The 21,610-nt window shown below is 70.6% G+C and carries 24 protein-coding genes; 10 read left to right on the top strand and 14 right to left on the bottom strand.

Going from position 1 to position 21,610, the window contains the following annotated elements:
• Positions 1-634: 634 nt before the first annotated feature.
• The 4 genes from ACFQ7C_RS19610 to ACFQ7C_RS19595 form a co-directional block, all read right to left on the bottom strand.
• A complete protein-coding gene (locus ACFQ7C_RS19610) occupies positions 635-1,048 on the bottom strand; it encodes an arsenate reductase ArsC (protein WP_378905392.1) in 414 nt (137 codons plus the stop codon).
• Positions 1,049-1,097: 49 nt separating this feature from the next.
• A complete protein-coding gene (locus tag ACFQ7C_RS19605; protein WP_378905389.1) occupies positions 1,098-1,994 on the bottom strand; it encodes a metalloregulator ArsR/SmtB family transcription factor in 897 nt (298 codons plus the stop codon).
• Positions 1,995-2,078: 84 nt separating this feature from the next.
• Positions 2,079-2,612, bottom strand: a complete 534-nt coding sequence (locus ACFQ7C_RS19600; protein WP_378905386.1) for a GNAT family N-acetyltransferase — start codon at positions 2,610-2,612, stop codon at positions 2,079-2,081.
• Complete coding sequence (locus ACFQ7C_RS19595) at positions 2,612-3,925, bottom strand: FAD-dependent oxidoreductase (RefSeq protein ID WP_378905383.1); 1,314 nt, start codon at positions 3,923-3,925, stop codon at positions 2,612-2,614. Before ACFQ7C_RS19595 ends, ACFQ7C_RS19600 begins: the two co-directional genes overlap by 1 nt.
• 87 nt (positions 3,926-4,012) lie before the next feature.
• On the opposite strand from ACFQ7C_RS19595, the gene ACFQ7C_RS19590 reads away from it, so the two are divergent.
• The 5 genes from ACFQ7C_RS19590 (at position 4,013) to ACFQ7C_RS19570 (ending at position 7,697) form a co-directional block, all read left to right on the top strand.
• Positions 4,013-4,363, top strand: coding sequence for a metalloregulator ArsR/SmtB family transcription factor (locus tag ACFQ7C_RS19590; RefSeq protein ID WP_378905380.1), 351 nt, complete (start codon positions 4,013-4,015; stop codon positions 4,361-4,363).
• Positions 4,360-5,049 carry an aquaporin gene (locus ACFQ7C_RS19585; RefSeq protein WP_378905377.1) on the top strand — a complete coding sequence of 230 codons (690 nt, stop codon included), beginning with the start codon at positions 4,360-4,362 and terminating at the stop codon, positions 5,047-5,049. Before ACFQ7C_RS19590 ends, ACFQ7C_RS19585 begins: the two co-directional genes overlap by 4 nt.
• Positions 5,049-6,200, top strand: coding sequence for an MFS transporter (locus tag ACFQ7C_RS19580; RefSeq protein WP_378905374.1), 1,152 nt, complete (start codon positions 5,049-5,051; stop codon positions 6,198-6,200). The genes ACFQ7C_RS19585 and ACFQ7C_RS19580 overlap by 1 nt, the downstream gene beginning before the upstream one ends.
• A 186-nt stretch (positions 6,201-6,386) precedes the next feature.
• Positions 6,387-7,142, top strand: a complete 756-nt coding sequence (locus ACFQ7C_RS19575) for a 4'-phosphopantetheinyl transferase family protein (protein WP_378905371.1) — start codon at positions 6,387-6,389, stop codon at positions 7,140-7,142.
• A gap of 195 nt (positions 7,143-7,337) precedes the next feature.
• Entirely contained in the window at positions 7,338-7,697 is a 360-nt protein-coding gene (locus ACFQ7C_RS19570; protein ID WP_378905368.1) for a PRC-barrel domain-containing protein, read from the top strand.
• Positions 7,698-7,863: 166 nt separating this feature from the next.
• On the opposite strand, the gene ACFQ7C_RS19565 is transcribed toward ACFQ7C_RS19570, so the two are convergent.
• Together ACFQ7C_RS19565 and ACFQ7C_RS19560 are read right to left on the bottom strand one after the other, a co-directional pair.
• Positions 7,864-8,439: a Dps family protein gene (locus ACFQ7C_RS19565; RefSeq protein ID WP_378905365.1), complete on the bottom strand. Its 576-nt coding sequence runs from the start codon at positions 8,437-8,439 to the stop codon at positions 7,864-7,866.
• Positions 8,440-8,536: 97 nt separating this feature from the next.
• The gene (locus tag ACFQ7C_RS19560) at positions 8,537-8,704 is read right to left on the bottom strand and encodes a DUF2510 domain-containing protein (protein WP_378905362.1); all 168 of its coding nucleotides are present in this window, start codon (positions 8,702-8,704) and stop codon (positions 8,537-8,539) included.
• Positions 8,705-9,025: 321 nt separating this feature from the next.
• On the opposite strand from ACFQ7C_RS19560, the gene ACFQ7C_RS19555 reads away from it, so the two are divergent.
• Entirely contained in the window at positions 9,026-9,271 is a 246-nt protein-coding gene (locus ACFQ7C_RS19555) for a hypothetical protein (RefSeq protein ID WP_378905359.1), read from the top strand.
• A gap of 28 nt (positions 9,272-9,299) precedes the next feature.
• On the opposite strand, the gene ACFQ7C_RS19550 is transcribed toward ACFQ7C_RS19555, so the two are convergent.
• From ACFQ7C_RS19550 to ACFQ7C_RS19540, 3 genes are all read right to left on the bottom strand, one after another.
• Positions 9,300-9,962 (bottom strand): cation diffusion facilitator family transporter, encoded by a 663-nt coding sequence (locus ACFQ7C_RS19550; protein WP_378905356.1) that lies wholly within the window; start codon positions 9,960-9,962, stop codon positions 9,300-9,302.
• Positions 9,959-10,297: an ArsR/SmtB family transcription factor gene (locus tag ACFQ7C_RS19545; RefSeq protein ID WP_378905353.1), complete on the bottom strand. Its 339-nt coding sequence runs from the start codon at positions 10,295-10,297 to the stop codon at positions 9,959-9,961. Before ACFQ7C_RS19545 ends, ACFQ7C_RS19550 begins: the two co-directional genes overlap by 4 nt.
• Positions 10,298-10,362: 65 nt before the next feature.
• A complete protein-coding gene (locus ACFQ7C_RS19540) occupies positions 10,363-10,887 on the bottom strand; it encodes a TetR/AcrR family transcriptional regulator (protein WP_378905350.1) in 525 nt (174 codons plus the stop codon).
• 109 nt (positions 10,888-10,996) lie between these two features.
• On the opposite strand from ACFQ7C_RS19540, the gene ACFQ7C_RS19535 reads away from it, so the two are divergent.
• Positions 10,997-11,707, top strand: coding sequence for an MBL fold metallo-hydrolase (locus tag ACFQ7C_RS19535; RefSeq protein WP_378905347.1), 711 nt, complete (start codon positions 10,997-10,999; stop codon positions 11,705-11,707).
• Between the two features lie 31 nt (positions 11,708-11,738).
• Here the strand turns inward: ACFQ7C_RS19535 and ACFQ7C_RS19530 are convergent, their stop codons facing one another.
• The 5 genes from ACFQ7C_RS19530 to ACFQ7C_RS19510 form a co-directional block, all read right to left on the bottom strand.
• On the bottom strand, positions 11,739-13,133 hold the full coding sequence (locus ACFQ7C_RS19530; protein ID WP_378905344.1) for an FAD-binding oxidoreductase: 1,395 nt from the start codon (positions 13,131-13,133) through the stop codon (positions 11,739-11,741).
• Between the two features lie 135 nt (positions 13,134-13,268).
• A complete protein-coding gene (locus ACFQ7C_RS19525; protein WP_378905341.1) occupies positions 13,269-13,760 on the bottom strand; it encodes a bifunctional nuclease family protein in 492 nt (163 codons plus the stop codon).
• A 70-nt stretch (positions 13,761-13,830) separates the two neighbouring features.
• Positions 13,831-14,697, bottom strand: a complete 867-nt coding sequence (locus tag ACFQ7C_RS19520; RefSeq protein WP_378905338.1) for an alpha/beta fold hydrolase — start codon at positions 14,695-14,697, stop codon at positions 13,831-13,833.
• A complete protein-coding gene (locus tag ACFQ7C_RS19515) occupies positions 14,697-15,938 on the bottom strand; it encodes a glycosyltransferase (RefSeq protein WP_378905335.1) in 1,242 nt (413 codons plus the stop codon). The genes ACFQ7C_RS19520 and ACFQ7C_RS19515 overlap by 1 nt, the downstream gene beginning before the upstream one ends.
• A gap of 53 nt (positions 15,939-15,991) precedes the next feature.
• A complete protein-coding gene (locus ACFQ7C_RS19510) occupies positions 15,992-17,068 on the bottom strand; it encodes a class I SAM-dependent methyltransferase (RefSeq protein WP_378905332.1) in 1,077 nt (358 codons plus the stop codon).
• Between the two features lie 123 nt (positions 17,069-17,191).
• Here ACFQ7C_RS19510 and ACFQ7C_RS19505 point away from each other — a divergent pair, with 123 nt between their 5' ends.
• The 3 genes from ACFQ7C_RS19505 to ACFQ7C_RS19495 all read left to right on the top strand — a co-directional run bounded on the left by ACFQ7C_RS19505 (position 17,192) and on the right by ACFQ7C_RS19495 (position 21,606).
• Positions 17,192-19,975: an AAA family ATPase gene (locus ACFQ7C_RS19505; protein ID WP_378905329.1), complete on the top strand. Its 2,784-nt coding sequence runs from the start codon at positions 17,192-17,194 to the stop codon at positions 19,973-19,975.
• Positions 19,976-20,077: 102 nt separating this feature from the next.
• Entirely contained in the window at positions 20,078-21,109 is a 1,032-nt protein-coding gene (locus ACFQ7C_RS19500; protein WP_378905326.1) for an LLM class flavin-dependent oxidoreductase, read from the top strand.
• Positions 21,110-21,249: 140 nt separating this feature from the next.
• Entirely contained in the window at positions 21,250-21,606 is a 357-nt protein-coding gene (locus tag ACFQ7C_RS19495) for an SPW repeat protein (RefSeq protein WP_378905323.1), read from the top strand.
• Positions 21,607-21,610: the final 4 nt, after the last annotated feature.

Here is a 21,610-nt window from a genome sequence, read left to right as displayed (position 1 = left end):
GTCGCGGTGTACGTCTGCGGCAGGATCGCCCACGCCGCCGCACCGATCCCGACGAACGCGACCACGGTGGCCGCGAGCACCCACCACGACTTCACAACCCCCGTGTACAGGTCTTCGAGCGTCCAGTGATCCGACACGAACGTCCCCCGATCCCCCATCGGCACCGCCCTGGCCTCGGCCGTTACAGCATTCCCCGATTCCCGCCTACTCAAGAGACGGTCCTGGCTGGGTTCTATTACGGCGTCAGGGCTGACAGCGCTCGACGCGTGGCTCGATCCGGCTTCTTGCCCTCGCACGCCAGGAAGGCACGGACAAACGGAGGACCCCCTGGCGGAATCGGGCAACGAGGCGTTTACGGCCGCGGCCTGTCTCCGACGATGTGCGGTGTCCGGTCCCGGCGCGCCGAACTGGAGTCCAGGGCCCACTCGGCCGCAGTTCCTGCGCGAAGCGGACCATGTCCGCGCCCGGCGCGGACGGAATGAAGGCTGCCGTGGTGAGCGGGCCGACCGTCGAGGATCCGTCGGTGACGACAGTCCCCGTGATGCTGTCGTCGGTGGTGTCCGCCGCGGGTTGTCCCGCACATGCGCTCAGGCCCGACGTGGCGAGGACCGCCGCCGACGCGACCAGCGCCGCGCTACGCCGCCCGCTCCGGGAGCAGATCGGCGATCAGAGCCTCGATCCGGCGGCGGATCTCGTCACGAATCGGACGCACCGCGTCGATCCCCTGTCCGGCGGGGTCGTCGAGCTCCCAGTCCTCGTAGCGCTTGCCCGGGAAGATGGGACATGCGTCGCCGCAGCCCATCGTGATGACGACATCCGATTCCTTCACGGCGTCGACCGTCAGCACCTTCGGGGTGTTGCCCGCGATGTCGATGCCGTCCTCGGCCATCGCCTCGACGGCTACGGGATTGATGACGTCCTTGGGTGCGGACCCTGCGGAGAGCACCTCGACATCGTCGCCTCCGAGGGTGCGAAGGTAGCCTGCGGCCATCTGCGAACGGCCCGCGTTGTGCACGCAGACGAACAAGACGCTGGGCTTGTCACTCATGGCGGTCTCGCTTTCTCTCAAGAGGAAGCATAGACCGTGATCTATCTATTCAACGAGCCGGCGAGGATGAACCTTCAGGGAACAGCTCACGGAGCAGGCCGCGTACGCGGACCTCGATGTCATCCCTGATCGCACGAATTCGTTCGGGCGACTTGCCCACCGGGTCTTCCAGTTCCCAGTCCAGATACCGACGGCCGGGATAGACCGGGCATGCGTCACCGCAACCCATCGTGACGACGACGTCGGCCGCGCGTACCACCTCGTCGGTGAGCGGCTTGGGAAACTCCCCAGCGAGGGAAACGCCGATCTCTTCAAGTGCTGCCGCTATTCTGTGACGCACGTCGCTCACCGGCTCAGAACCCGCCGTCCTCACGGTGACACGGTCGCCCGCGAGCTGTCGGAGGATGCCCGCCGCGATCTGCGAGCGACCCGCGTTCTGCACGCAGACGAAGAGCACCGCGGGAACCGGGGGCGCGATCGGGGTTTCGTCACTGAGGGCGCCGAGGCGTTCGGCGGCGAATGTCGCCGTACGGCTGGCCAGCATCGGAGACTGCGAGCTGCCGGCCAGGAGCCTATAGCTCTCCTGAACCGTCGCATGGACGGTCTCTGGGCTGAACACCCCGCGGAAGCGCACTGTCAGGTCGCGAGCGATACGCTCCAGGTCCGGCTGCCCGGGGAGCTCCGCGGCGGCTCCGATGAGCGCGTCGACGCGATCTGCGTGTTCGTCCGCGATCGAGTACCAGACCCGCCGCCCTTCCGGTTCGCGCACGACGATGCCATCGTCGTGCAATGCCTTCACGTGATGACTGACGGTCGGCTGCCGAAGCTCCAGCACCTCCGCGAGTCGGCCGACGAGAGCGCGTCCGTCCTCCGCATCGCGCATCAGCCGGAGAATGCGGAGACGGGTCGGATCCCCCAGAGAGGTGAAGCTCGTCGCGAGATCCATAGATACCAGTCTATCTACCCGAACGCACACGACCGGGTTGCGATAGCGCGGCCGCCAGGCCCCGCGCGGATCACCCCGGAGTCTTCACTGCCCGGCGACCGTCGACGCACTGGCGTGCACGGTGTTGCTGCGTCGCTCGATCAGGAGCGTGTCGCGCCATTGGCCTGCGTGCGGACCGGTGCCTGACCGCGCGATGCGCTCCCGCCGACCTACCACACGGAACCCCGCCGCCTCGTGGAGCCTGCGGCTCGCCGCGTTCTCGGGGAAGATGCTCGACTGGACCGTCCAGATCCCCGCGTCTTCGGCGGCGGCGATGAAGACGTCGAGGAGGCGGCGACCGACGCCTCGTCCGCGCGCGCTCCGATCGATGTAGACCGAATGCTCGATGACGCCACGGTACGCCGGGCGGGAGGACACCGGCGAGGCGGCGATCCAGCCGAGGAGACCGCCGTTGGCGTCGGCGGCGACGAATCGCAGTGCGGGCAGCTTCCCGGCATCGAACGTCTGCCAGGTGGGGGTGGCGACCTCGAAGGTCGCCTCCCCGTCTTCGATGCCCTGCGCGTAGATCTGCTCGACCGCAGGCCAATCCGCCGCGACCATCCTTCGCACTTCCATCATCAGCAGCATCCGCCGCCACTGCCGGCGTCGGTGGAGCACACGCCCGTCGCAGGAAGCGCGAGTTCCACGTTCGACGCGGATGCGGTGTCGCCGGCAAGCCAGGCCGTCACTGAGCGCACCTGCTCGTAGCCGGTGGCGAGCAGGAATGTCGGCGCGCGTCCGTACGACTTCATGCCGACGATGAAGAAGCCCGGCTCGGGGTGGGTGAGTTCACGGAAGCCGTGCGGCTCGACGGTGCCACACGAGTGCACGTTCGGGTCGATGAGCGGCGCGAGGCGCTTGGGCGCCTCGACGATCTCGTCGAGCTCGAGGCGGATCTCCCGCAGGATGTCGAGATTCGGGCGGAACCCGGTGGCGTTCACGACGATGTCGGTCTCGTGGGCGACGACTTCCCCGGTGCGATGTCCAACCAGCTCGACGGCTTCGCCCGACCGCCGGGCACGGATGATCTCGAAGCCGTCGACGAGAGCGATGTCGCCGCGCTCCACAGCGCCATCCACGCGGCTGCCGAGGTTCGCGCGACCGATCAGCTCGTCGTCGGGTGAGGACGAGACCCGCACGGCCTTCGCGTTGCGAATCAGCCACGTGACCGTGGTGCCGGCCTCCTCGCGGGCCAGCTGCACGAGGGCGAGCAAGGTGTTGGCCGCGGAGTGCCCGGCGCCCACGACCGTCACTCGCCGACCCGCGAAATCGGCACGATCCCGGCCGAGCACATCGGGAAGAGCGGGGGTGACACGGCCGGCGATGTCGGCCATCCCCAGCAGCTCGAGCCCGCTGGAGGAGAGCGAATTGGGCGACAGGTACGTGCCTGAGGCATCGATCACGGCGCGAGCAGGAAAGTCCTCCACGTCGCCGCTCGCCATCCGGATACGCACCGCGAAGGGAGTCGCCGCGCGCCGCGCGGAGCGCGTTCGATCCATCCCCTCACGCGTAACGCCGACGACTTCCACGCCGGTGCGGACGCGGGGCGCGATCTCTTCGAGTGAGGCGAGCGGTGCGACGTACTTCTCGACGAGTTCCGTCCCGGTGGGTGCACGCTCGGGGTCGGGCAGCTCCCACCCGCGCTCCTCGAGGAGGCGGCGCGACGCCGGATCCACGAGGTGCTTCCAGGGGGAGAACAAGCGGGTATGCCCCCACGCCCGGACACTCGCGGCAATCTCATCGCCCGCCTCGAAGACGACGAAGTCGATCCCTCGTTCGACCAGGTTGGACGCGGCGGCGAGCCCGATCGGACCAGCGCCGATGATTGCGACGGGGAGGGTCGACAGCGGGCCGGAGTCAGCGACGCGGGGGGTCAGATCGAGCAGGGTCACAACGTCCTCCAACGGATATCGATGAACTTCGATACCTGATTCTGAACCCATCTATCGACGTCTGTCAATATCGACTAGTCTCGATATATGACCACGATGCTCGACGTGACGGACATCACCGCCGGCGTGTGCTGCACCCCGCTCGTTCGCGAGCCGCTCACCGCCGAAGAAGCCGATCAGCTCGCCGCCACGATGAAGGCTCTCGCCGATCCGACTCGCCTGCGGCTGCTGTCCATCGTCGCAGCTTCCGAGGATTCCGAGGCGTGTGTCTGTGATCTCATCGAACCGGTCGGGCTCAGCCAGCCGACGGTCTCCCACCACCTGAAGATCCTCACCACAGCCGGATTTCTGACGCGCAGCAAGCGTGGGACGTGGGCCTATTTCAAGCTGGTGCCGGGCGCGCTCGACCGCGTCTCGCAGCTCCTTGTCGCCTCGTGAGCCACACCGCTCGCGCCGCCGCCGGTGAATTCCTCGGCAGCGCCGGCCTCGCGGCCGTCGTGGTCGGATCCGGTATCGCCGCACAGCGCCTGTCCCCTGGCGACGTCGGGCTCCAGCTCTTCGAGAACGCCTTCGCCACTGCACTCGGCCTCGCAGTGCTGATCCTCGTCTTCGCGACCGTCTCGGGCTCGCACTTCAACCCCGTCGTCACCATCGTCGACATCGGTCTCCACCGACGGACCTGGGCGACCGCGGCGGTCTACCTGCCTGTGCAAGTGCTCGGCTGCGTAGCCGGCGCGGTGCTCGCGAACCTCATGTTCGACGCTCCCGCGATCTCATGGAGCACCACCGACCGCTCGGGCTGGCCGCTGTTGCTGTCGGAGGTGGTGGCGACCGCTGGGCTCGTCCTTTTGATCTTCGCTCTGGTGCGCACCGGACGATCGCATCTCGCACCGCCCGCTGTCGGCGCCTACATCGGCGCCGCCTACTTCTTCACCTCATCGACGAGCTTCGCCAACCCTGCCATCACCCTCGGCCGCATGTTCAGCGACACTTTCGCGGGAATCGCCCCCGCTTCCGCCTTGCCGTTCATCGCCGCGCAGCTCATCGGCGCAGCGCTCGGGTACGCGGTGGTGCGAGCGCTGTTCCCGGTGGCCGCGCCCGAGCCCGCTGTCGCCCGAGGCTGATGGAAGAAGCTCCGCGCCGCACGCGCTTGGCAGCGCTCGCGTTCGCACAGGTCGTCGCGTGGGGCGTGCTGTACTACGCAGTCCTGGTCGCCGCCCCCGAGGTCGCCGACGACACCGGGTGGGATGACGGCTGGATCTTCATCGCCATCACCCTGGGGCTGCTGGCTTCCGCCGCCTGCGCGATCCCCGTCGGGCACTGGCTGGATCGACATCCGCGACGCGTCATGCTGACCGGTGCCCTGGTCGCGATCCTCGCGCTGGTCGGCGCCGCCGCCTCCCCGACGATCGGGATCTTCACCGCGGCGTGGATCGTGTGCGGCGCAGCGCAGTCCGCCGTGCTCTACCAGGCGGCCTTCACCGTGATCACCCACCGCTACCGGTCCGCGCGACGTGGTCCCCTGACGCTGGTGACGCTCGCGGGGGGCCTCGCATCGACGATCTTCGCACCGGTCACCGGGTGGCTTGTTGTGGCGATCGGCTGGAGAGCGGCGTTCCTCGTGCTCGCCGCGACTCTGCTCGCGGTGTCAGTTCCCGTCTACGCGCTCACGATCGAGGGCCGCTGGGCTCACCTCGATGCTCACGCGGTCGGCAACGGCGAGGCGCGACGGGTGCTGCGCTCCCCGCGATTCTGGATCGTCGCCGGCGCGTTCGGCCTCATGTCCTTCTCGCTCTACGCCGTGACGCTGTCAGCCGTCCCCGCGTCCGTCGAGAAAGGTCTGGATCTGCAGGCCGCGGCGTGGGTGCTCGGACTCATCGGCGCCGGCCAGGTGATCGGCCGCCTCGTGTACCTGGCCGTCCCCCACACCGCTGCACCTTGGATTGCGCCCGCATCCGTGGGTGCTCTCGGCGCGGCGGCCCTGGCGGCCTACGGATTCGCTTCGGGCCCGCCGGGGATCGTCGTCGCCGGAGTCGTCGCCGGCGCGATCCGCGGCGCGCTCACGCTCGTCCAGGCGTCGGCGGTCGCCGACCGGTGGGGCGCACATTCCTACGGCAGGCTCAACGGCGTCCTTGCGGCACCCGTCACGGCGCTCACCGCCCTCGCACCGGGACTTGCGGCGCTCGTCGCCGGTGCGCTCGGGTCGTACGCATCGATGGCGTTCGCGATGGCCGCGGTGTGCGCACTAGGGGGCGTCCTCGTCATCCGTCGATGACCGTCGTCCGGGCGACGGCACCGGAAGCGCCCGGACCGGGGAATCTCTAGAGTCGAAGCACGGCGATGCCTGAAAAAGCGGACCGTCCCGGATCGCGCTGGGCGCCCTCCACACCGATCAGCACCCGCCCGAGCACTCGCGAGCCTCCACTCGCGGCCCGACACCGAGGAGACGAGCGTGGGCCGGATGACGGCTGAGGTCTGGTGGGCGGATCCTGGATGGCTGCAGTCCTGGCATCATGAGCTGCTCGACCCGACGGAGCGCGCGCGGGCGGCGCGCCACCGGCTCGAGACGGATCGGGCCAACTTCGTCGTCGCTGCGGCACTGCTGCGACTGGTCGCCGGCAGGCGGCTCGGCCTGCCGCCGGAACGGGTGACGGTGGACCGTCGCTGCCCCCGGTGCGGCGAGCCGCACGGTCGACCGACCATCGTCGGCGCCCGGTTCAGCGTGTCGATCGCGCACTCGGCTCGACGAGTGATGCTCGGCCTGAGCACCGACGGCACGGTGGGAGTCGACGTCGAGCGGGTGAGCCCGATCGACCTCAGCGGACTATGGCCCCTCGTGCACTCTCCGGAAGAAGCACCATCCGCCCAGACCCACGAGGGGTTCTTCCGGACCTGGGTGCGAAAGGAAGCCGTCCTCAAGTCGCTGGGAACAGGACTGGCGACGCCCATGACCTCGGTCGTCCTCGGCCAGTCCGGCGCCCCACCATCCGTCCTCTCGGTCGGGAATCGCCCGGCTCTCGACCTGGTGCTCGCTGATGTCGACGCGGACACGGGGTATTCCGCGGCGATCGCAAACCTCCCAGCGGGAGATCGCGGGGCCTTCGAGGCGAGCGGTGGTGCGACGCCATTGGCCGTCGAGGTGCACCGGGACGCGGCTGCGGCGCTGCTCGGGGCGCCGGCTCCCCCGTCGACCTCGTCGCCCCCACACGCCCGCTGAGCCCTCATGGGTGGATCCGGCCGATTCCTCGCAAATGACGATGTCGCGCTTCATGGGTGCGAACTCAGAGCCAATACGCCTCCTGCGTGCGATTCGCCAGGGGGTCGCCGGATCTCCGAAGCGGCTCCTAGCGTGGGCACCGGAGCGACCATCCGGTCGACCCCGAAACCCCTCGCATGAAGACAAGGAGCACTCATGTCCTCGAGTTGGGACGCCTGGGACTACCGTCAGTCGGCCGAGCGCGGGCCTGGTTCGCGCGATGTCGTGGGTTACCACGTGGAGGCCACCGACGGAGGAATCGGCAAGATCGATGAGGCGAGCAACGATGCCGGCGCCAGCCGGCTCGTCGTGGACACCGGGCCGTGGATCTTCGGGCGGAAGGTGATCCTCCCGGCCGGTACGGTCCAACGCGTCGACGACGACGAAGAGAAGGTGTACGTCGACCTGACGAAGGACCAGATCAAGAACTCTCCGGAGTGGGACGAGTCGACAACCGGGCAGGATGACGCGTACCGCGGTCAGCTCGACACCTACTACGGCGACTTCTATCGGTGATCGCCATCGCCGAGCGGGTGAACGTCACCCTCCCGGATGCGGCTCGCGGGGCGCACCACGGCGGTGCGCCCCGCGTCTCAGTGCCCGCGGCGTCTGCGATCGACGCGCGCGACGGCCGCGCAGCCGGCAGCGACGGGGGTCAGCCATCACGTTCAGCGGCTCGGAGTCATCCCCGATTCGGGACCCGATTCTCCGCGCTGACCATCCATGCGTACTGCTCAAGCTTCTCCAGTATCTGGTGCAGCAGATCCGCACTGGTGGGATCCTCCTCGTCGACCGCGTCGTGCACATCCCGGCACGTCGCAACCGTGTTCTCGAGCCGTTCAGTGATGAGGTCGATCACGTCGCTGGTGGCGATCTCGCCCTGCGGGAACTCGGGGAGACTAGTCGACTCGGCGACGGTGTCGCTGCGACCGTCCGGAAGGGCGTGCAGCGCCCGCATCCGCTCGGCGACGGCATCACTGAACTCGCGGGCCGACTCGATGATCTCGTCGAGCTGGCGGTGAGTGTCGCGGAAGTTCTTGCCGACGACATTCCAATGGGCCTGCTTGCCCTGCGAGGCGAGTTCGATCAGGTCGACCAGCACCTTCTGGAGGTTGTCGCTGAGCGTGGCCGAGGCGGTGAACCCGCTCTCGGCGTTCTGCTCCTCGGTGAGCTGCGCTCCGCGAGCGGGGCGCCGCTTATTGCGGGTGGCGGACGCAGTGGAGGCCTTCGTCGATGAGTTCTTCGTCGTGGTGGTCATGACGACGACCGTACGGACTGACGCCGTGGCCTGGGCAGGGATTGTGCGTGCCGGGCGGCCGTGCTACCCGGTCGCCCCTCCCCCGTTCGCATGACGATCAGGTCAAGGCTTCGGACGCGACGTCCTCGTCGATCGGCGTCGGTGCACTCGCCTGCGCCTGACGGAACATCTCGGTCCAACGTACGCCGTCCCAGTAGCGCTCCGTCGCGGGCACGGGCGTGGGGTACCAGCCGGCCTTCGCCGTGCCGGGGGCCGAGTCGAGCATGTGTGGTTTCCTTTCGTCTCGCCGGCCGGGCCGACTCGCCCCTGGACGTCCTGCGTCCAGAGGCGAGCCGCCGCAGTGCTGTGGACCGGGTTCCCCCGCGTATCGAGTACGCCCCCAACCCGCACCGGCTAGAGGACGCTGGGCCGCGCCGCGTCTCACCAGCCCCACACACTGGCGAGAAACGTGACCGTTCGGGTTCGGCCACGACACGATGAACGCGCAGTTCGTCCTCTATGACGACTTTAAGTGGCACTTATCCATGCTGTAAATAGACTCTAACCGGTCTCTCAGCCACTTCCCTGGGCGTGCTAAGGTGCCCGCATGGCGCGCCCCTACGGAGACCCCGTCGAGATCATCACCGCACCCGTTCCGGCTCAGTCGCCCTTCATCCCGGCGGATGCCAAGATCGTGGTCGGCGCCGTCGCCCCGGCGTCCCCCGACCCCATCCCGATCGTGCTGCTGCCGGGATTCGAATACCGGATGCACGAGTGGCGGCACCCCGACACACACGAGATCCACTGGCGGCTCGAACGCCGCAGGGCATCCCGCACCTCCGAGGACCAGTAGCGTCCCGCCGACCCTCGAGTGTCGTCCTCTACTCGTCGCGGCTCTGGCCGTCGTCCTCGAGGAGCATGCCGACCGACGTCGCGCAGGCCTCGCCGCGGCAGGCCTCCCGCCCCTCACGGACGGCGAAGACGGCGATCACGAGCCCGGCAACGGCATCGGCCCACCACCAGCCGAACAGGCTGTTGACGACCAGTCCCCCGAGCACCGCGGCCGAGAGGTACGCGCAGATGAGCGTCTGCTTCGAGTCGGCGACGGCTGTCGCCGACCCGAGCTCCCTGCCCGCGCGCCGCTCGGCGAGCGAGAGGACGGGCATGATCACGACGCTCAGCGCGGTGATCGCGATGCCTGCCGGGCTGTGCTCGACCTCGACCCGCGCGACGAGCGCCAGAACCGAGGTCGCCGTCACGTACGCGGCCAGCGCGAAGAACGCCACAGCGATCACTCTCAGCGTGGGCCGCTCCCACCGCTCCGGGTCGCGGCGCGTGAATTGCCACGCCACCGCGGCCGCCGACAGAACCTCGATGGTCGAATCCAGCCCGAAGGCGATGAGCGCGGCCGATGAGGCGATCGTGCCGGCCGTGATCGCAACGAGCGCCTCGACGAGGTTGTAGGCGATCGTGGCCGCGACGATCCAGCGGATACGGCGCTCGAGGGTGCGCCGCCGCTCGTGGGTGAGGACGCCGGCGCTCATGCGCACCCGCAGGTCTCGCCGGTGCAGCACGACGGGTCGACCGACAGGACGACCTGCAGCAGCTCGTCGAGCGCGGGCGCGAGGTGACGGTCGGCGAGCCGGCAGGACGAGCGTCGCCCCTCGGGCGTCGCCTCGACAAGGCCGCAGCCGCGCAGGCAGGCGAGCTGGTTCGACATCACCTGACGCGACACCCCCACGGCGTCGGCCAGGTCGGAGGGGTACGACGGCCCGCTTCTCAGGGCCAGGAGGACGGCGCTGCGTGTCGGGTCGGCGAGCGCGTAGCCTAGCCGCGCGAGGGCCGCGGTGTGGGACACGGTGGCGGTCGCCGAGGTCATGGCCGCAATAGTACAGCGATTGCTGTATCGAGCCGACGCCTACCGGAACGGCCCCGACCGCCGTGTCAGGCGCCGAGCCCGCGGCGGAGCGCCGCAAGCCCGTAGTCGAACGCCCCGTCGACGTCGCCGCCGAGCCGGAAGGCGCCTGCCAGCTCCATATGGATGAATCCCGTCGCCCACGCCGTGACGAGACGCGCGGCGTCGAGGGCGTGCTCCTCGCCCGCGATCGCCGCCGCACTGCCGACGATCGTCAGCCCTGCGCGATCGAGCAGCTCCTGCGGTGCTGCCGCGGCGAACATCAGCCGGAACCCCTCCGGGCGCTCGAGCGCAAGCGCCCGGTAGGCGCGCACGAGGCCGTCCAGAGATCGATCGGATGCCTCCAGCCTGCCGATCAGGTCATCCACGGTCGCGGTCGCCACGGCCTCGATCAGGGCGTCGCGATCCCGCACACGCTTGTAGAGAGACGGTGCGCGCACCCCGACACGGTGGGCGATCGCTTGCATCGTCAGGCCCGCGAGGCCCGAATCCTCGAGGAGGTCTCGCCCGGCGGCGACGATCTCGGCGTACGACGTGCGCTCCGGCGTCGGCATGAGACATCCTCCAAGAAGCCTGCGATGGCTATTGACAGTAGCCATGATAGCTACGTATCGTAGCCATGCCAAGTTCGGAGACACCGACGGCTCCCGCGAAGGATCCCCCATGAAGCTCGCACCGCACCTGCACCGCATCGGCAATGACATCGTCGCCGCCTACCTCGTGGTCGCCGACGACGGCGTGACCGTCGTCGACGCCGGCCTGCCCGGCCATTGGAAGGACCTCCTGCGCGAGCTCGAGACCCTGGGCCTCTCCCCCGCCGACGTCAAGGGCGTCGTGCTCACGCACGGCGACAGCGACCACATCGGATTCGCCGAACGGCTGCGCCGCGACCACGGCGTGCCGGTCTACGTGCACGCGGCCGACGCCGAGCGCGCCCGCACGGGAGAGAAGCCGAAGGTCTCCACCGGGCCGATGAAGCTCGGGCCGACCCTCGGCTTCTTCGGGTACGCCCTGCGCAAGCGCGCGATGCCCACGACGTACGTCTCCGAGGTCGTCGAGGTGCACGACGGCGACGTGCTCGACCTTCCGGGCTCCCCCGTGATCGTGGGCATGCCCGGCCACTCGCCGGGCAGCATCGCGGTGCACATCCCCCTCGCCGACGCCGTGTTCGTGGGTGACGCGCTGACCACACGTCACGTGCTCACCGGCCGTGAGGGCATGCAGCCCGCACCCTTCACCGACGACCCTGCCGAGGCATCCGCGTCCCTCGAACGGCTCGCCGGCCTGCAGGCGTCGTGGGTGCTGCCCGGCCACGGCGCCCCGTGGAAGGGGTCGCCCGCGGATGTCGCGGCCGCCGTCCGCGGTGCCGCCTGAGCAGCACGCGTCCGAACACGACGAGGACGACTCAGACCGGTCGGGCCGCTGCGAAGAGATTCGCCGGGTCGTACGCGAGCTTCAGCTGACGCAGTCGCGTCCATGAGGCACCGAACGCCACCCCGCGATCGGCTCCGGGCGCGTCGACGAACGTCAGCGCGAGCGCATCGACCCGCCATGCCACGAGCGCAGCGACACCGGCGCGCACTGCCGCGGTCGCCGCCGGCGCGGCATCGGGCGCCGGCACCATCGCGACCGAGTGCACGAGGTACTCGCCGGCGAGCGACGCGATCGCGCCGCCGTCCTCCGGCCGCCGGTTCACGGACCCACCGAGGTGGCGGAGCTCCTGCACGAAGAGCCCCGGCGTCTTCGCGGCGGCGACGAACGCCTCCACCGCACGAGCCGGCAGCTCGCCCAGGACGGCGTGGCACGTCACCGACGGCGACGGCTCGGGCGGGTCCATGTGCACACCGACGAGGGCGGGCGCCGGGATCCGGTCGAACGTGTCGACCTCGGGCTGAAGCGCGCGCAGCGGTTCGAGCAGAGCGACTGCCGCAGCATCCGTCTCCTCGATCGCGCCGTCGATCACGACCACCGCGCGGCCCGACAGGAACGGCGGAAGCTCGGGCAGCGGCGGGAGGTTGAGGATGCGCAGTGTCGTCGTGGCCGTCTCGGGAGCCGAGCGCGTCCACTCCGCCCACGCCTGCGACACCTCGGACGCGCGCGACGCATCCCACAGCAGCATGCCCGCGTAGACGTCGGCGAGCGGGAGCAGATCGATCTCGATCGCGACGACGACGCCGAACGAGCCCGCGCCACCGCGCAGCGCCCAGAACAGGTCCGGGTGCTCGTCGGCCGTCGCGCGGACCAACGAGCCGTCGGCCGTGACGACCTCGACCGCGCGCACCGCGTTCACGGCGAGGCCGTGCGCGCGGGCGTAGAACGACAGCCCCCCGCTGAGCGAGTACCCCACGACCGACACGTCGCCGGCACTGCCGTGCAGCGCGGTGAGCCCGTGCGGGGCCGCCGCCTCGAGCAGGTCGTTCCAGAGCGAGCCGCCGAGCACCCGCGCGGTGCGCGCCTCGGGGTCGACGGTGGCTCCGCGCAGAGCCCGCAGCGACACGAGCACGGTGTGCGTGAGATCCGTGTCGCTGAGCGCCCCCGCGGCGTGGCCGGTCGACTGCGGCGCGATGCGCAGTCCCGAGCGCGTGGCGGCGCGGACGACGTCGACGACGTCCTGCGCGGTCCGCGGGATCACGACGGCGAACGGATGCTGCGCCACGGCCAGGTTCCATGGCGTCCGGGCGTCGTCGTAGCCGGCGTCGCCGCGCAGCAGCACGCGGTCGCCGAGGGTGGCGCGCAGCTCCGACGCGGCGGCGGCCACGGCGGCGCGCGGCACGTCGATGGCGAGGTCGTTGAGGGACATGGGGATGCCTTTCGGTGATCGCGTGCGACGGAGCGCCCGGCGGGCGCCGTCGGTGCGGCCGCGCCACACGTGGCGGCCACCCCGGGGAAGAGCGTTCTCCGCCGCGCCAGATACATGGACGGCGCAGATGCGCGCTCAACTCTCGAAGTCCTCCGGCTCGACGTCGTCGAGGAACCGCTTGAACTCGTCGAGCCGCTCGGCGGCATCGGTCTCGGTGAGCACATCGGGCACTCCCGCCTCCGCCAGCACCGCGTCGGCCACCCAGATCGGCGCTCCGACGCGGCAGGCGAGGGCGACGGCGTCGGAGGGGCGGGCGTCGACAACGCGGTCCCCGAGCGCGGTCGACAGCGTGATCTCGGCGTAGAACGTGCCGTCCTCGATGCGCGTCACCTCGACCCTCGTCGCCACCGCGTCGAGCGCGGTCAGGATGAGACCCATGAGGTCGTGCGCGAGCGGGCGAGGCACGTCGGCGTTCTCGACGGCGACCAGGATGGAGGTGGCTTCGAGCTGGCCGATCCAGATCGGGAGCACGAAGCCGTCACCGGGGATCTGGTCGACCGGCTTGAGCAGCAGCACGTGCTGGCCCGACGCGTCGAGGGCCACGCCGGCCACGCGGACCTGGACCATCGTGCACCCCCTCACCTCGCGGCATCCGTCTCCGCCATCGTGGCACGGCGGACTGGCATCGGACAGAGGGTCACACGCGGCGGATGAAGTCCCGCAGCAGGAGGTTCACCTTCACCGGATCGCGCGCCTGCGGCAGATGGCCCGCGCCGTCGATGATGACGAGATCGCCGCCGGTCAGGTCGGCCACGATCGGGCCTCTCAGCGGATTCTGGCACTGGTCGAGAGAGCCCGTGATGACGAGCACGGGGCAGCGGACCGCCTCGCACACGGCGGTCGCGGTGCCCGACGCGTTGGCGAGATACGGCGGCGAGTCGTGCTCGAGCAGCATCGTGTCAGGTCCGGCGCCGAGCGACCACTCGACGCAGTCCTCGCGCTGCTTCGTGGAGTGCGGCTCGGGGAACATCTCGGCGAAGAAGAATCGGGAGAACGCCGGCCAGTCCTCGCGCCAGAAGTGGCGGTTCTGCTGCTGCCACCCCTCGTACGACGTCCGCGGTTCGTCGAAGTCGAAGGCGATCCGGTGCGGCAGCGGCTCGGTGAGGAGCAGCCCGGGGTTGATGGCGCAGACTCCGAGGACGCGCTCGGGCGCTTCGGCCGCCATCATCAGGGCGTGTCCCGCGCCCGTGCAGACCCCGACGAGCACCGCCTGCTCGGCGCCGACGGCATCCAGGACCGCCCACTGGTCGTCCAGGAGCAGGCGGTCGCCGAGCTGGTCCGGCGATTCGGGGCGGCCGCTGCGACCGTTGCCTCGGGGATCGCTCACCACGACGCGGAAGGAGCGCGCGAGAAACGGGATCTGCGCCTTCCACGCTCGGCTGTGCACGATCACGTCGGGCATGAGCAGGTAGACGGTCGGCGACCCGGAGCCATAGACCTCGTAGTGCACGGACACACCGTCCCGATCGAGGTCGCCGGCCGTGGTCGGCTCGAGCGCGCGCATCAGATCAGCTCCGCGAGCATGGCCGCCGCGCGAGCCGCGCCATCGGTCTCGACGGGACGGTACTCGACCTCGCGCGACAGCTCCGCCACAAGCGCCTCGGTGAGCACCGCCGGATCGCACGCCTCCGCGTAGCGCAGGCAGCGGCCCGCGCCGTAGCGATCCAGCCGGTGGCGGACGTGGAAGTTCTGCTCGAAGTGGTTCTCCAGCGGGACATACAGAAACGGCCTGCGGGCAGCCGTCAGCTCCATGCACGTCGTGAGGCCGCCCTGCACCACGGCGACATCGCACGCGGCCAGGGCGCGATAGAGATCCGGCACGAACCCGCGCACCCGCGCCCCCTGCCGCCGCGGCAGCGACGACGGATCGATGCGGGGCCCGGTCACCACGAGGAAGCGAAGGCTCGGCAGCATCCGTCGCGCCAGGGGCACGGCATCCATGACTCGGCGAAGGAGGGCGTCGCCGACGCCCGAGCCGCCGACGGTGACGATGCACAGCACCTCGTCGGGCCGGTAACCCAGCTGCATGCGCGTCCGCCGGCGTTCCTCCTCGGTCGGCGACGTGAAGCCGGTGACGTAGCCCGCGAAGTCGTAGTGCGCCTCCGTCCACTCCCGGATGCGCGGCATCCCCGGTCCGAAGCCGGCATCCACGATGTCATCGGGGTTCCCGACGAAGATCGAGCGATCCCGCAGCCGGCGGTATCGCGCCCGCTGCTCGAGCATCTCGGCGTTGTGATCCGCCGTGAGGGCCGCCTCGGCCTCCCCGCCGCTCGGCATCGGCAACCACCCGACGAAGTCGGTCATCCAGGCGAACGCGAACCTCTTGAGCTCGGGGTTCTCGTGGAGGAAGTAGTCCACGTCCCACGCCTCGTCGCCGATCACGAGGTCGTAGTAGGTCTCCTCGACGACGTCGTTGAAGACCATGAAGTTGTTCACGAGGATCTCGTCCATGCGCCGGATGGCCTGGAAGGCGTGCAGATCGTGGTCGGCCGACTCATCCTCGATGTGCGCGGATTCGTTCGCGAGGAGAGCGGATGCCGGGTGCACGGGCTCCCCCGCATCCTCGAGCACTCGCGTCACCGGGTGCTGCGCCAGCCAGTCGATCTGCAGGTCGGGGTGGATCCGGCGCAGCTCCTGTGCGATCGCGACGTCACGGCGCGCGTGACCGAGTCCGATCGGGGACGAGAGGAACAGCGCCCTCCGCGGGCGACGCTGCGCCCGGACCCAGGTGTGACGGATGCCCATGGCTGCCCTCTCCTCGTGCTCGGGCCCAGTGTGCTCCTCCCGTCCCCTCCCCGTCAGGGCCTTGCCTCGATGACCCGGTTGAACGGCGTCTCGGCGACGGTGCGGAACCGCGTGAAGCCGGCCGCCGCCGTCACATCGCGGATGCGCGCAGGCCCCGCCTGGGTGCCGAGCGCCAGGCCGACGTCCTGTGAGAGCGAGGACGGCGTGCACAGCAGCGTCGAGAAGCCGTAGTACGCGCGACCCACGGGATTGAGGTTTTCCTCGACGCTGTCGCCGGCCATCGGCTCGACGATCATCCATGTGCCGTCGTCGGCGATCGCCTCGCGCACGCGGCGTGCGGCGCCCACCGGGTCGCCCATGTCGTGCAGGCAGTCGAACATCGCGATCAGGTCGTAGCCGCTGCCGCCGAACTCCTGGGCCGAGGCGACCTCGAAGCGGACGTTCGCAACGCCGGCCTCGGCCGCGCGGGCACGCGCCGTCGCGATCGAGTCGGCGTGATAGTCCGAACCCACGAAGGTCGTGTTCGGGAACGCCTGCGCGAGGAGGATCGTGGATGCCCCGTGCCCGCAGCCGACGTCGGCGACGAGCGCGCCGGCCTCCAGCTTCTCGCGGACACCGTCGAGGGCGGGGATCCACGAGTCGACGAGGTTCGCGTGATAGCTCGGCCGGAAGAACCGCTCGCAGCCGACGTGCACGTCCTCGCCGTGCTGATGCCAGCCGTAGCCGGCGCCGCTGCGCGCGGCCGCCACGATGTGCTCGGTGTCGTGCACCGTCCCGAGGGCGATCTGGAAGAAGCCGGGGAGGAAGGCAGCGCTCTCGGGATCGGTCATCGCGAGCGCGTGCTCGGCCGGGAGGGTGTACCGCTTCACGACCGGGTCGTAGGTGACGTAGCCGCCCGCCGCCTGGGCGTTCAGCCACTCGCGGGCGTACGGCTCGGCCGTCTGCGTGCGCTCCGCCAGCTGCGCGGGCGTGCTGGGGCCGTGCTCGGCGAGATCCCGGTAGTACCCGAGTTTGTCGCCCATCACGACGAGGGCGGCGTTGAGGGTCGCGCCGACCTCGTCGACGGCGCGGAAGACGAAGCTCATCAGCTTGTCGGTGTCGATCTGCGTGGCGGGGGCGGCGAGAGACATCAGCGGCTCCTTCGGTCGGTTGCCCACGGCTGCGGTCAGCCGCTGTCTCGACGGTAGGAAGACGCCGGCCGGCACCGCATCCGGGCACCCCCCTAGTCCGTGGCACGGTCGTAGACTCGGGCCATGCTGGCGGGTCGGCAGGCCGAGCAGCAGATGCTGGAGCGGCTCGGCGCGGCCGCCCGTCTCGGGACGAGCGGCGTGCTCGCCGTGCGCGGTGAGGCCGGCGTCGGCAAGACGGCGCTCCTCGAGGATGCGGTGTCGCGGCTCGAAGGCATGCGGGTGCTCCGGGCGACCGGGCTCGAGTCGGAGCGCGAGATCCCCTTCGCGACGCTGCTCCAGCTGCTGCGCCCGGCACTGACCGCACTCGACGGCATCCCCTCGATGCAGGCCGAGGCGATCGCCGCGGCCCTCGCTCTGCCCGGGGCGTCTCGGGTCGCCGACGGGCGGGATCGGTTCACGATCGGCGCCGCTGTGCTGAGCCTCGTCTGTCGCTACGCGGAGGATGGCCCGGTCGCCGTCGTCGTCGACGACCTGCACCTGGCCGACGCGCCCTCGTCGAATGCCCTGGTCTTCGCGGCGCGGCGACTCGCGGCGGACCCGGTGGTCGCCCTGTTCGGCGTGCGGAGCCCCGAGGGCGACGACGTCGTCACCGGCCTGCCGTCGCTGTCGCTCGGCGGGGTGGATCTCGAGTCCGCGCGCGTGATCCTCGACCGCGCGGCCGGCGAGGCCGTCTCCGATGACAGGGTGCAGGCGCTGCATCGCGCCACAGACGGCAATCCGCTCGCGATGCTCGAGTTGCGCGCCGCCGACCTCGACGTGGTCGAGAGCATCGAGACCGGCCTGCCGCTGCGGGTGCCGCGCGCGGTCATCGACGCGTTCGGCCGACGTCTCGCGGAGCTGGATGCCGACTGCCGCGCGGCGCTGCTCGTCGCGGCGGTGTGCGGTTCCGACCTGCGCTTCGTCAGCGCGGCGTGCGCGACGTACGGCGTCGACGTGGCAAGGCTCGATGCCGCCGAGGATCTCGGCCTGGTCAGCGTGCGCGACGGACAGGTCGCCTTCCGGCATCCGCTCCTGCGCGCAGCCGTGTACTCGGGCGCATCCGCACACGCGCGACGCTCCGCGCATCGTGCTGCTGCCGACGCCTCGCCTTCGGGAGACGTCGACCGGCGCGCCTGGCACCTGTCGGAGGCGACACCCCACCCGGACGAGGCGGTTGCCGACCTCCTCTCGAAAGCCGGCGACCACGCGGTGGGACGCGCCGCGTATGCGGTGGCGTCCGGGGCGTTCGAGCGTTCTGCGCGCCTGACCTCGGAAGCGGCGGTGCGCTCCGCCCGCCTGCTGCGGGCCGCGGACGCGGCGTGGGAGGCCGGCGACGGCGACCGCGCGGTCACGCTCCTCGACCGCCGAGCGGGCGAAGCAGAGGCCGCCGCGCCGGAAGCGGCGACCGACGCGATCCGCGAGGTCGAGCTGCGCGCGTCCGTCGCCGCCCGCACAGGCTCCCTGCGGAAGGCCCTCGACATCCTGCTGGGTGCCGCCGATCGTGCGACATCACCGGATGCTGCGACGGTCGCACTCGCGGACGCCGTGCACGCCACGTACTACCTGGGCGACGCCCGGACGGCGATCACCCTGGCCGAGCGGATCGCCGCCCTTCGGCCCGAGGTGCGGACCACGCGAGCCCACGCACTGGGACTGATGGCATCGGGGATGGCGAAGACGCTCGCGGGGCATGGGGGTGCCGGTGAGATCCGCGCCGCCGTGCCGCTCCTCGAGACCGACCCCGAACTGGGCGCGGATCCGCGTCGCCTCTCGTGGCTGATGCTCGCACCGCTGTACCTGCGCGACGCGACCAGCGGCGTGCGCCTTCGGGAGCTCGTCGACGAGGTGCGCGGCGCCGCCGGGATCGGCGCCCTGCCCGCTCTGCTCTTCCACGTCGCGGTCGACCAGGCGACGACAGCCGCCACGTGGGTGCGCGCCGAGGCGAACTTCACCGAGGCCATCCGGCTCGCCGGAGAAACCGGCCAGACCACCGAGCTGGCGATGTCGCTGGCCGGGCTCGCCCGGCTCGATTCACGAGCCGGGCGAGCCGACGCCTGCCGCGCCCACGGCGACGCGGCGCGCTCGCAGTGCGCCGAGCGCGACATCCACGTCGGTGAAGCCTGGGTCGGCCAGGCGCTCGGCGATCTCGAACTGTCGCTGGGACGCCCTGAGGCCGCGGCCGAGATCTTCGCCGAGCTCACCGGCCTGCTCGCGCGCCTCGGCCTCGATGACGTCGACCTCGCCCCGGGGCCGGAGTACACCGACGCCCTCATGCGCGTCGGGCGCCGTGCGGAGGCGGGCGCCAGTGCCTCGTCGTATCGTGAGCGCGCGGTGACGAAGGGGCAGCCGTGGGCGCGCGCCCGCGGCGATCGGGCGATGGGCATCGCCGGCGAGGACGGCGACCCGGACACATGGTTCGAGTCCGCGCTCGACTGGCATGAGCAGACGCTCGATCGGTTCGAGGCGGCTCGCACGCGTCTCGCCTACGGCGAGCGGCTGCGCCGGTCGGGTCGGCGGATCGACGCGCGCGTGCAGCTGCGACGAGCGCTCGACGACTTCACCGAGCTGGGCGCCGCGATGTGGCGGGACCGCGCGGCGACGGAGCTCACCGCGACCGGCGAGCACGTCGGGGCCGCCGCGGGGAGCGCGGTCTCCGCCCTCACCCCGCAGGAGCTCCAGGTCAGCGTGCTCCTCGCCGAGGGGCGGACGACCCGGGAGGCTGCGGCCGCGCTGTTCCTCAGCCCGAAGACGGTCGAGTACCACCTGCGCAAGGTCTACACGAAGCTGGGGATCGGCTCGCGCTCCGAGCTCTCGGACGCTCTCGCCGGGGCGGAGGTCCGTCACGAGGATCGGGCACGGCGGGAGTGAGGGGCAAGCCGGCCTCGCGCCGCAGGGAAAGACCCGACGCCGCTCCGCGCGACGGGATGCATTCACCGGAATGGATGCTGCGCGCGTACCGTTGCAGACGACATGCAGCGATTCGGAACCCTCTCCTTCGGACACTACGGCCCGCTCGGCGGCGGCCGGCAGCTCACCGCCGCCGACTCGATGCTGCAGGCGATCGACCTCGCCCAGGGCATGGACGAACTCGGCGTGGACGGCGCGTACTTCCGCGTTCACCACTTCGCACGCCAGCAGTCCTCCCCCATGCCGCTGCTCGCCGCGATCGCCGCACGCACCGAGAACATCGAGGTCGGCACCGGCGTCATCGACATGCGCTACGAGAATCCCCTCTATCTCGCCGAGGAAGCAGCATCCGTCGACCTGATCTCCGGCGGCAGACTCGCGCTCGGAGTCAGCCGCGGCTCACCCGAGACCGTCGTGCGCGGCTACGAGGCGTTCGGCTACACCGGCTCGGACGACCCGCGCGGCGCCGACATCGCGCGGGAGCACTTCGATCTGTTCCTGCGGGCCATCGAGGGCGAAGGACTCGCGGAACGGGATGCTTCGTCCCCGTTCGGCACCGGAGCCGCCGGCCTGCAGCGCGTCGAGCCGCACTCCCCCGGTCTGCGATCGCGCGTGTGGTGGGGCGCAGGCAACCGCGACTCGGCGGAGTGGGCCGGCCGCACGGGCGTGAATCTCATGTCGTCGACCCTCCTCACCGAGGCGGACGGCACCCCGTTCGATCTGCTGCAGGCGCAGCAGATCGACGCCTTCCGCGCCGCGTGGCGCGAGGCGGGCCACGCCGGCGAGCCGCGCGTGTCGGTGAGCCGCTCGATCTTCCCCATCACGACCGGCGAGGAGCGCATGTACTTCGGCGGTCGCCAGGACGGCGACCAGATCGGCGTGATCGACGGCATCCGGTCGACGTTCGGGAAGACCTACGCGGCGGAGCCCGACGAGCTCGTCGAGCAGCTCAAAGAGGACGCGGCGATCGCGTCCGCGGACACGCTCATGCTCACGATTCCGAGCCAGCTCGGCGTCGAGTTCAACCTGCGGGTGGTCGAATCGTTCGCGAAGCTCGTCGCGCCGGAGCTGGGCTGGCGGCCGACGCGCGCCTGACCGCCGTCGTTCCCTCGCGGCGGTTCCGCCGGGTCGCCTTTCCTCGTGTCGGCGGGTTCTTGACCGGCCGGTCAGTCAGGCGTACCGTTCGAATCGACCCCCGATCGGGAGCCATCACGTGTCGAAAGGAGGAGATCCGAATGAAGAAGTGGACTCGCTGGGAGGACTGGGTCGCAGCCGGTGTCGGCCTCGTCGCCGCGGTCTGCGCGTTCGTCTTGCCGCAGATGGGCGCTTCGATGCCGTGGATGCTGATCGTCGGCGTCCTGCTGATCGCCGCGGGCGTCGCGAACCTGGCCATGCCGGGGATGGTGGCGATGGAGTACGTGCAGCTCGCGCTGGGCGCGGTGCTGTTCGTCGCTCCTTGGCTGGGCGGATACGCCGACATGCAGTCCGGCGCCGCCTGGGTCAGCTGGATCGGCGGAGCGGTCGCGGTGATCGTCGCCGCCCTCGCCGTGAGACCCGCCATGCACATGCACGACCAGGCCCTCCCGCACTGAGGTG

This window comes from Microbacterium sp. NPDC056569 (assembly GCF_042793475.1).
Classification (GTDB): domain Bacteria; phylum Actinomycetota; class Actinomycetes; order Actinomycetales; family Microbacteriaceae; genus Microbacterium.
Note: the sequence above shows the minus strand (reverse complement) of the source record. Positions and strands in the feature narration are given on the sequence as shown.

Coding starts and splice junctions, on each gene's coding strand:
- ACFQ7C_RS19550 (WP_378905356.1), bottom strand. CDS start 9,962: ATGAGCGCCGGCGTCCTCACCCACGAGCGGCGGCGCACCCTCGAGCGC.
- ACFQ7C_RS19555 (WP_378905359.1), top strand. CDS start 9,026: ATGGCGCGCCCCTACGGAGACCCCGTCGAGATCATCACCGCACCCGTT.
- ACFQ7C_RS19540 (WP_378905350.1), bottom strand. CDS start 10,887: ATGCCGACGCCGGAGCGCACGTCGTACGCCGAGATCGTCGCCGCCGGG.
- ACFQ7C_RS19510 (WP_378905332.1), bottom strand. CDS start 17,068: ATGTCTCTCGCCGCCCCCGCCACGCAGATCGACACCGACAAGCTGATG.
- ACFQ7C_RS19605 (WP_378905389.1), bottom strand. CDS start 1,994: ATGGATCTCGCGACGAGCTTCACCTCTCTGGGGGATCCGACCCGTCTC.
- ACFQ7C_RS19580 (WP_378905374.1), top strand. CDS start 5,049: ATGGAAGAAGCTCCGCGCCGCACGCGCTTGGCAGCGCTCGCGTTCGCA.
- ACFQ7C_RS19575 (WP_378905371.1), top strand. CDS start 6,387: ATGACGGCTGAGGTCTGGTGGGCGGATCCTGGATGGCTGCAGTCCTGG.
- ACFQ7C_RS19610 (WP_378905392.1), bottom strand. CDS start 1,048: ATGAGTGACAAGCCCAGCGTCTTGTTCGTCTGCGTGCACAACGCGGGC.
- ACFQ7C_RS19525 (WP_378905341.1), bottom strand. CDS start 13,760: ATGGTCCAGGTCCGCGTGGCCGGCGTGGCCCTCGACGCGTCGGGCCAG.
- ACFQ7C_RS19515 (WP_378905335.1), bottom strand. CDS start 15,938: ATGGGCATCCGTCACACCTGGGTCCGGGCGCAGCGTCGCCCGCGGAGG.
- ACFQ7C_RS19565 (WP_378905365.1), bottom strand. CDS start 8,439: ATGACCACCACGACGAAGAACTCATCGACGAAGGCCTCCACTGCGTCC.
- ACFQ7C_RS19560 (WP_378905362.1), bottom strand. CDS start 8,704: ATGCTCGACTCGGCCCCCGGCACGGCGAAGGCCGGCTGGTACCCCACG.
- ACFQ7C_RS19505 (WP_378905329.1), top strand. CDS start 17,192: ATGCTGGCGGGTCGGCAGGCCGAGCAGCAGATGCTGGAGCGGCTCGGC.
- ACFQ7C_RS19535 (WP_378905347.1), top strand. CDS start 10,997: ATGAAGCTCGCACCGCACCTGCACCGCATCGGCAATGACATCGTCGCC.
- ACFQ7C_RS19520 (WP_378905338.1), bottom strand. CDS start 14,697: ATGCGCGCGCTCGAGCCGACCACGGCCGGCGACCTCGATCGGGACGGT.
- ACFQ7C_RS19530 (WP_378905344.1), bottom strand. CDS start 13,133: ATGTCCCTCAACGACCTCGCCATCGACGTGCCGCGCGCCGCCGTGGCC.
- ACFQ7C_RS19570 (WP_378905368.1), top strand. CDS start 7,338: ATGTCCTCGAGTTGGGACGCCTGGGACTACCGTCAGTCGGCCGAGCGC.
- ACFQ7C_RS19600 (WP_378905386.1), bottom strand. CDS start 2,612: ATGATGGAAGTGCGAAGGATGGTCGCGGCGGATTGGCCTGCGGTCGAG.
- ACFQ7C_RS19545 (WP_378905353.1), bottom strand. CDS start 10,297: ATGACCTCGGCGACCGCCACCGTGTCCCACACCGCGGCCCTCGCGCGG.
- ACFQ7C_RS19590 (WP_378905380.1), top strand. CDS start 4,013: ATGACCACGATGCTCGACGTGACGGACATCACCGCCGGCGTGTGCTGC.
- ACFQ7C_RS19500 (WP_378905326.1), top strand. CDS start 20,078: ATGCAGCGATTCGGAACCCTCTCCTTCGGACACTACGGCCCGCTCGGC.
- ACFQ7C_RS19495 (WP_378905323.1), top strand. CDS start 21,250: ATGAAGAAGTGGACTCGCTGGGAGGACTGGGTCGCAGCCGGTGTCGGC.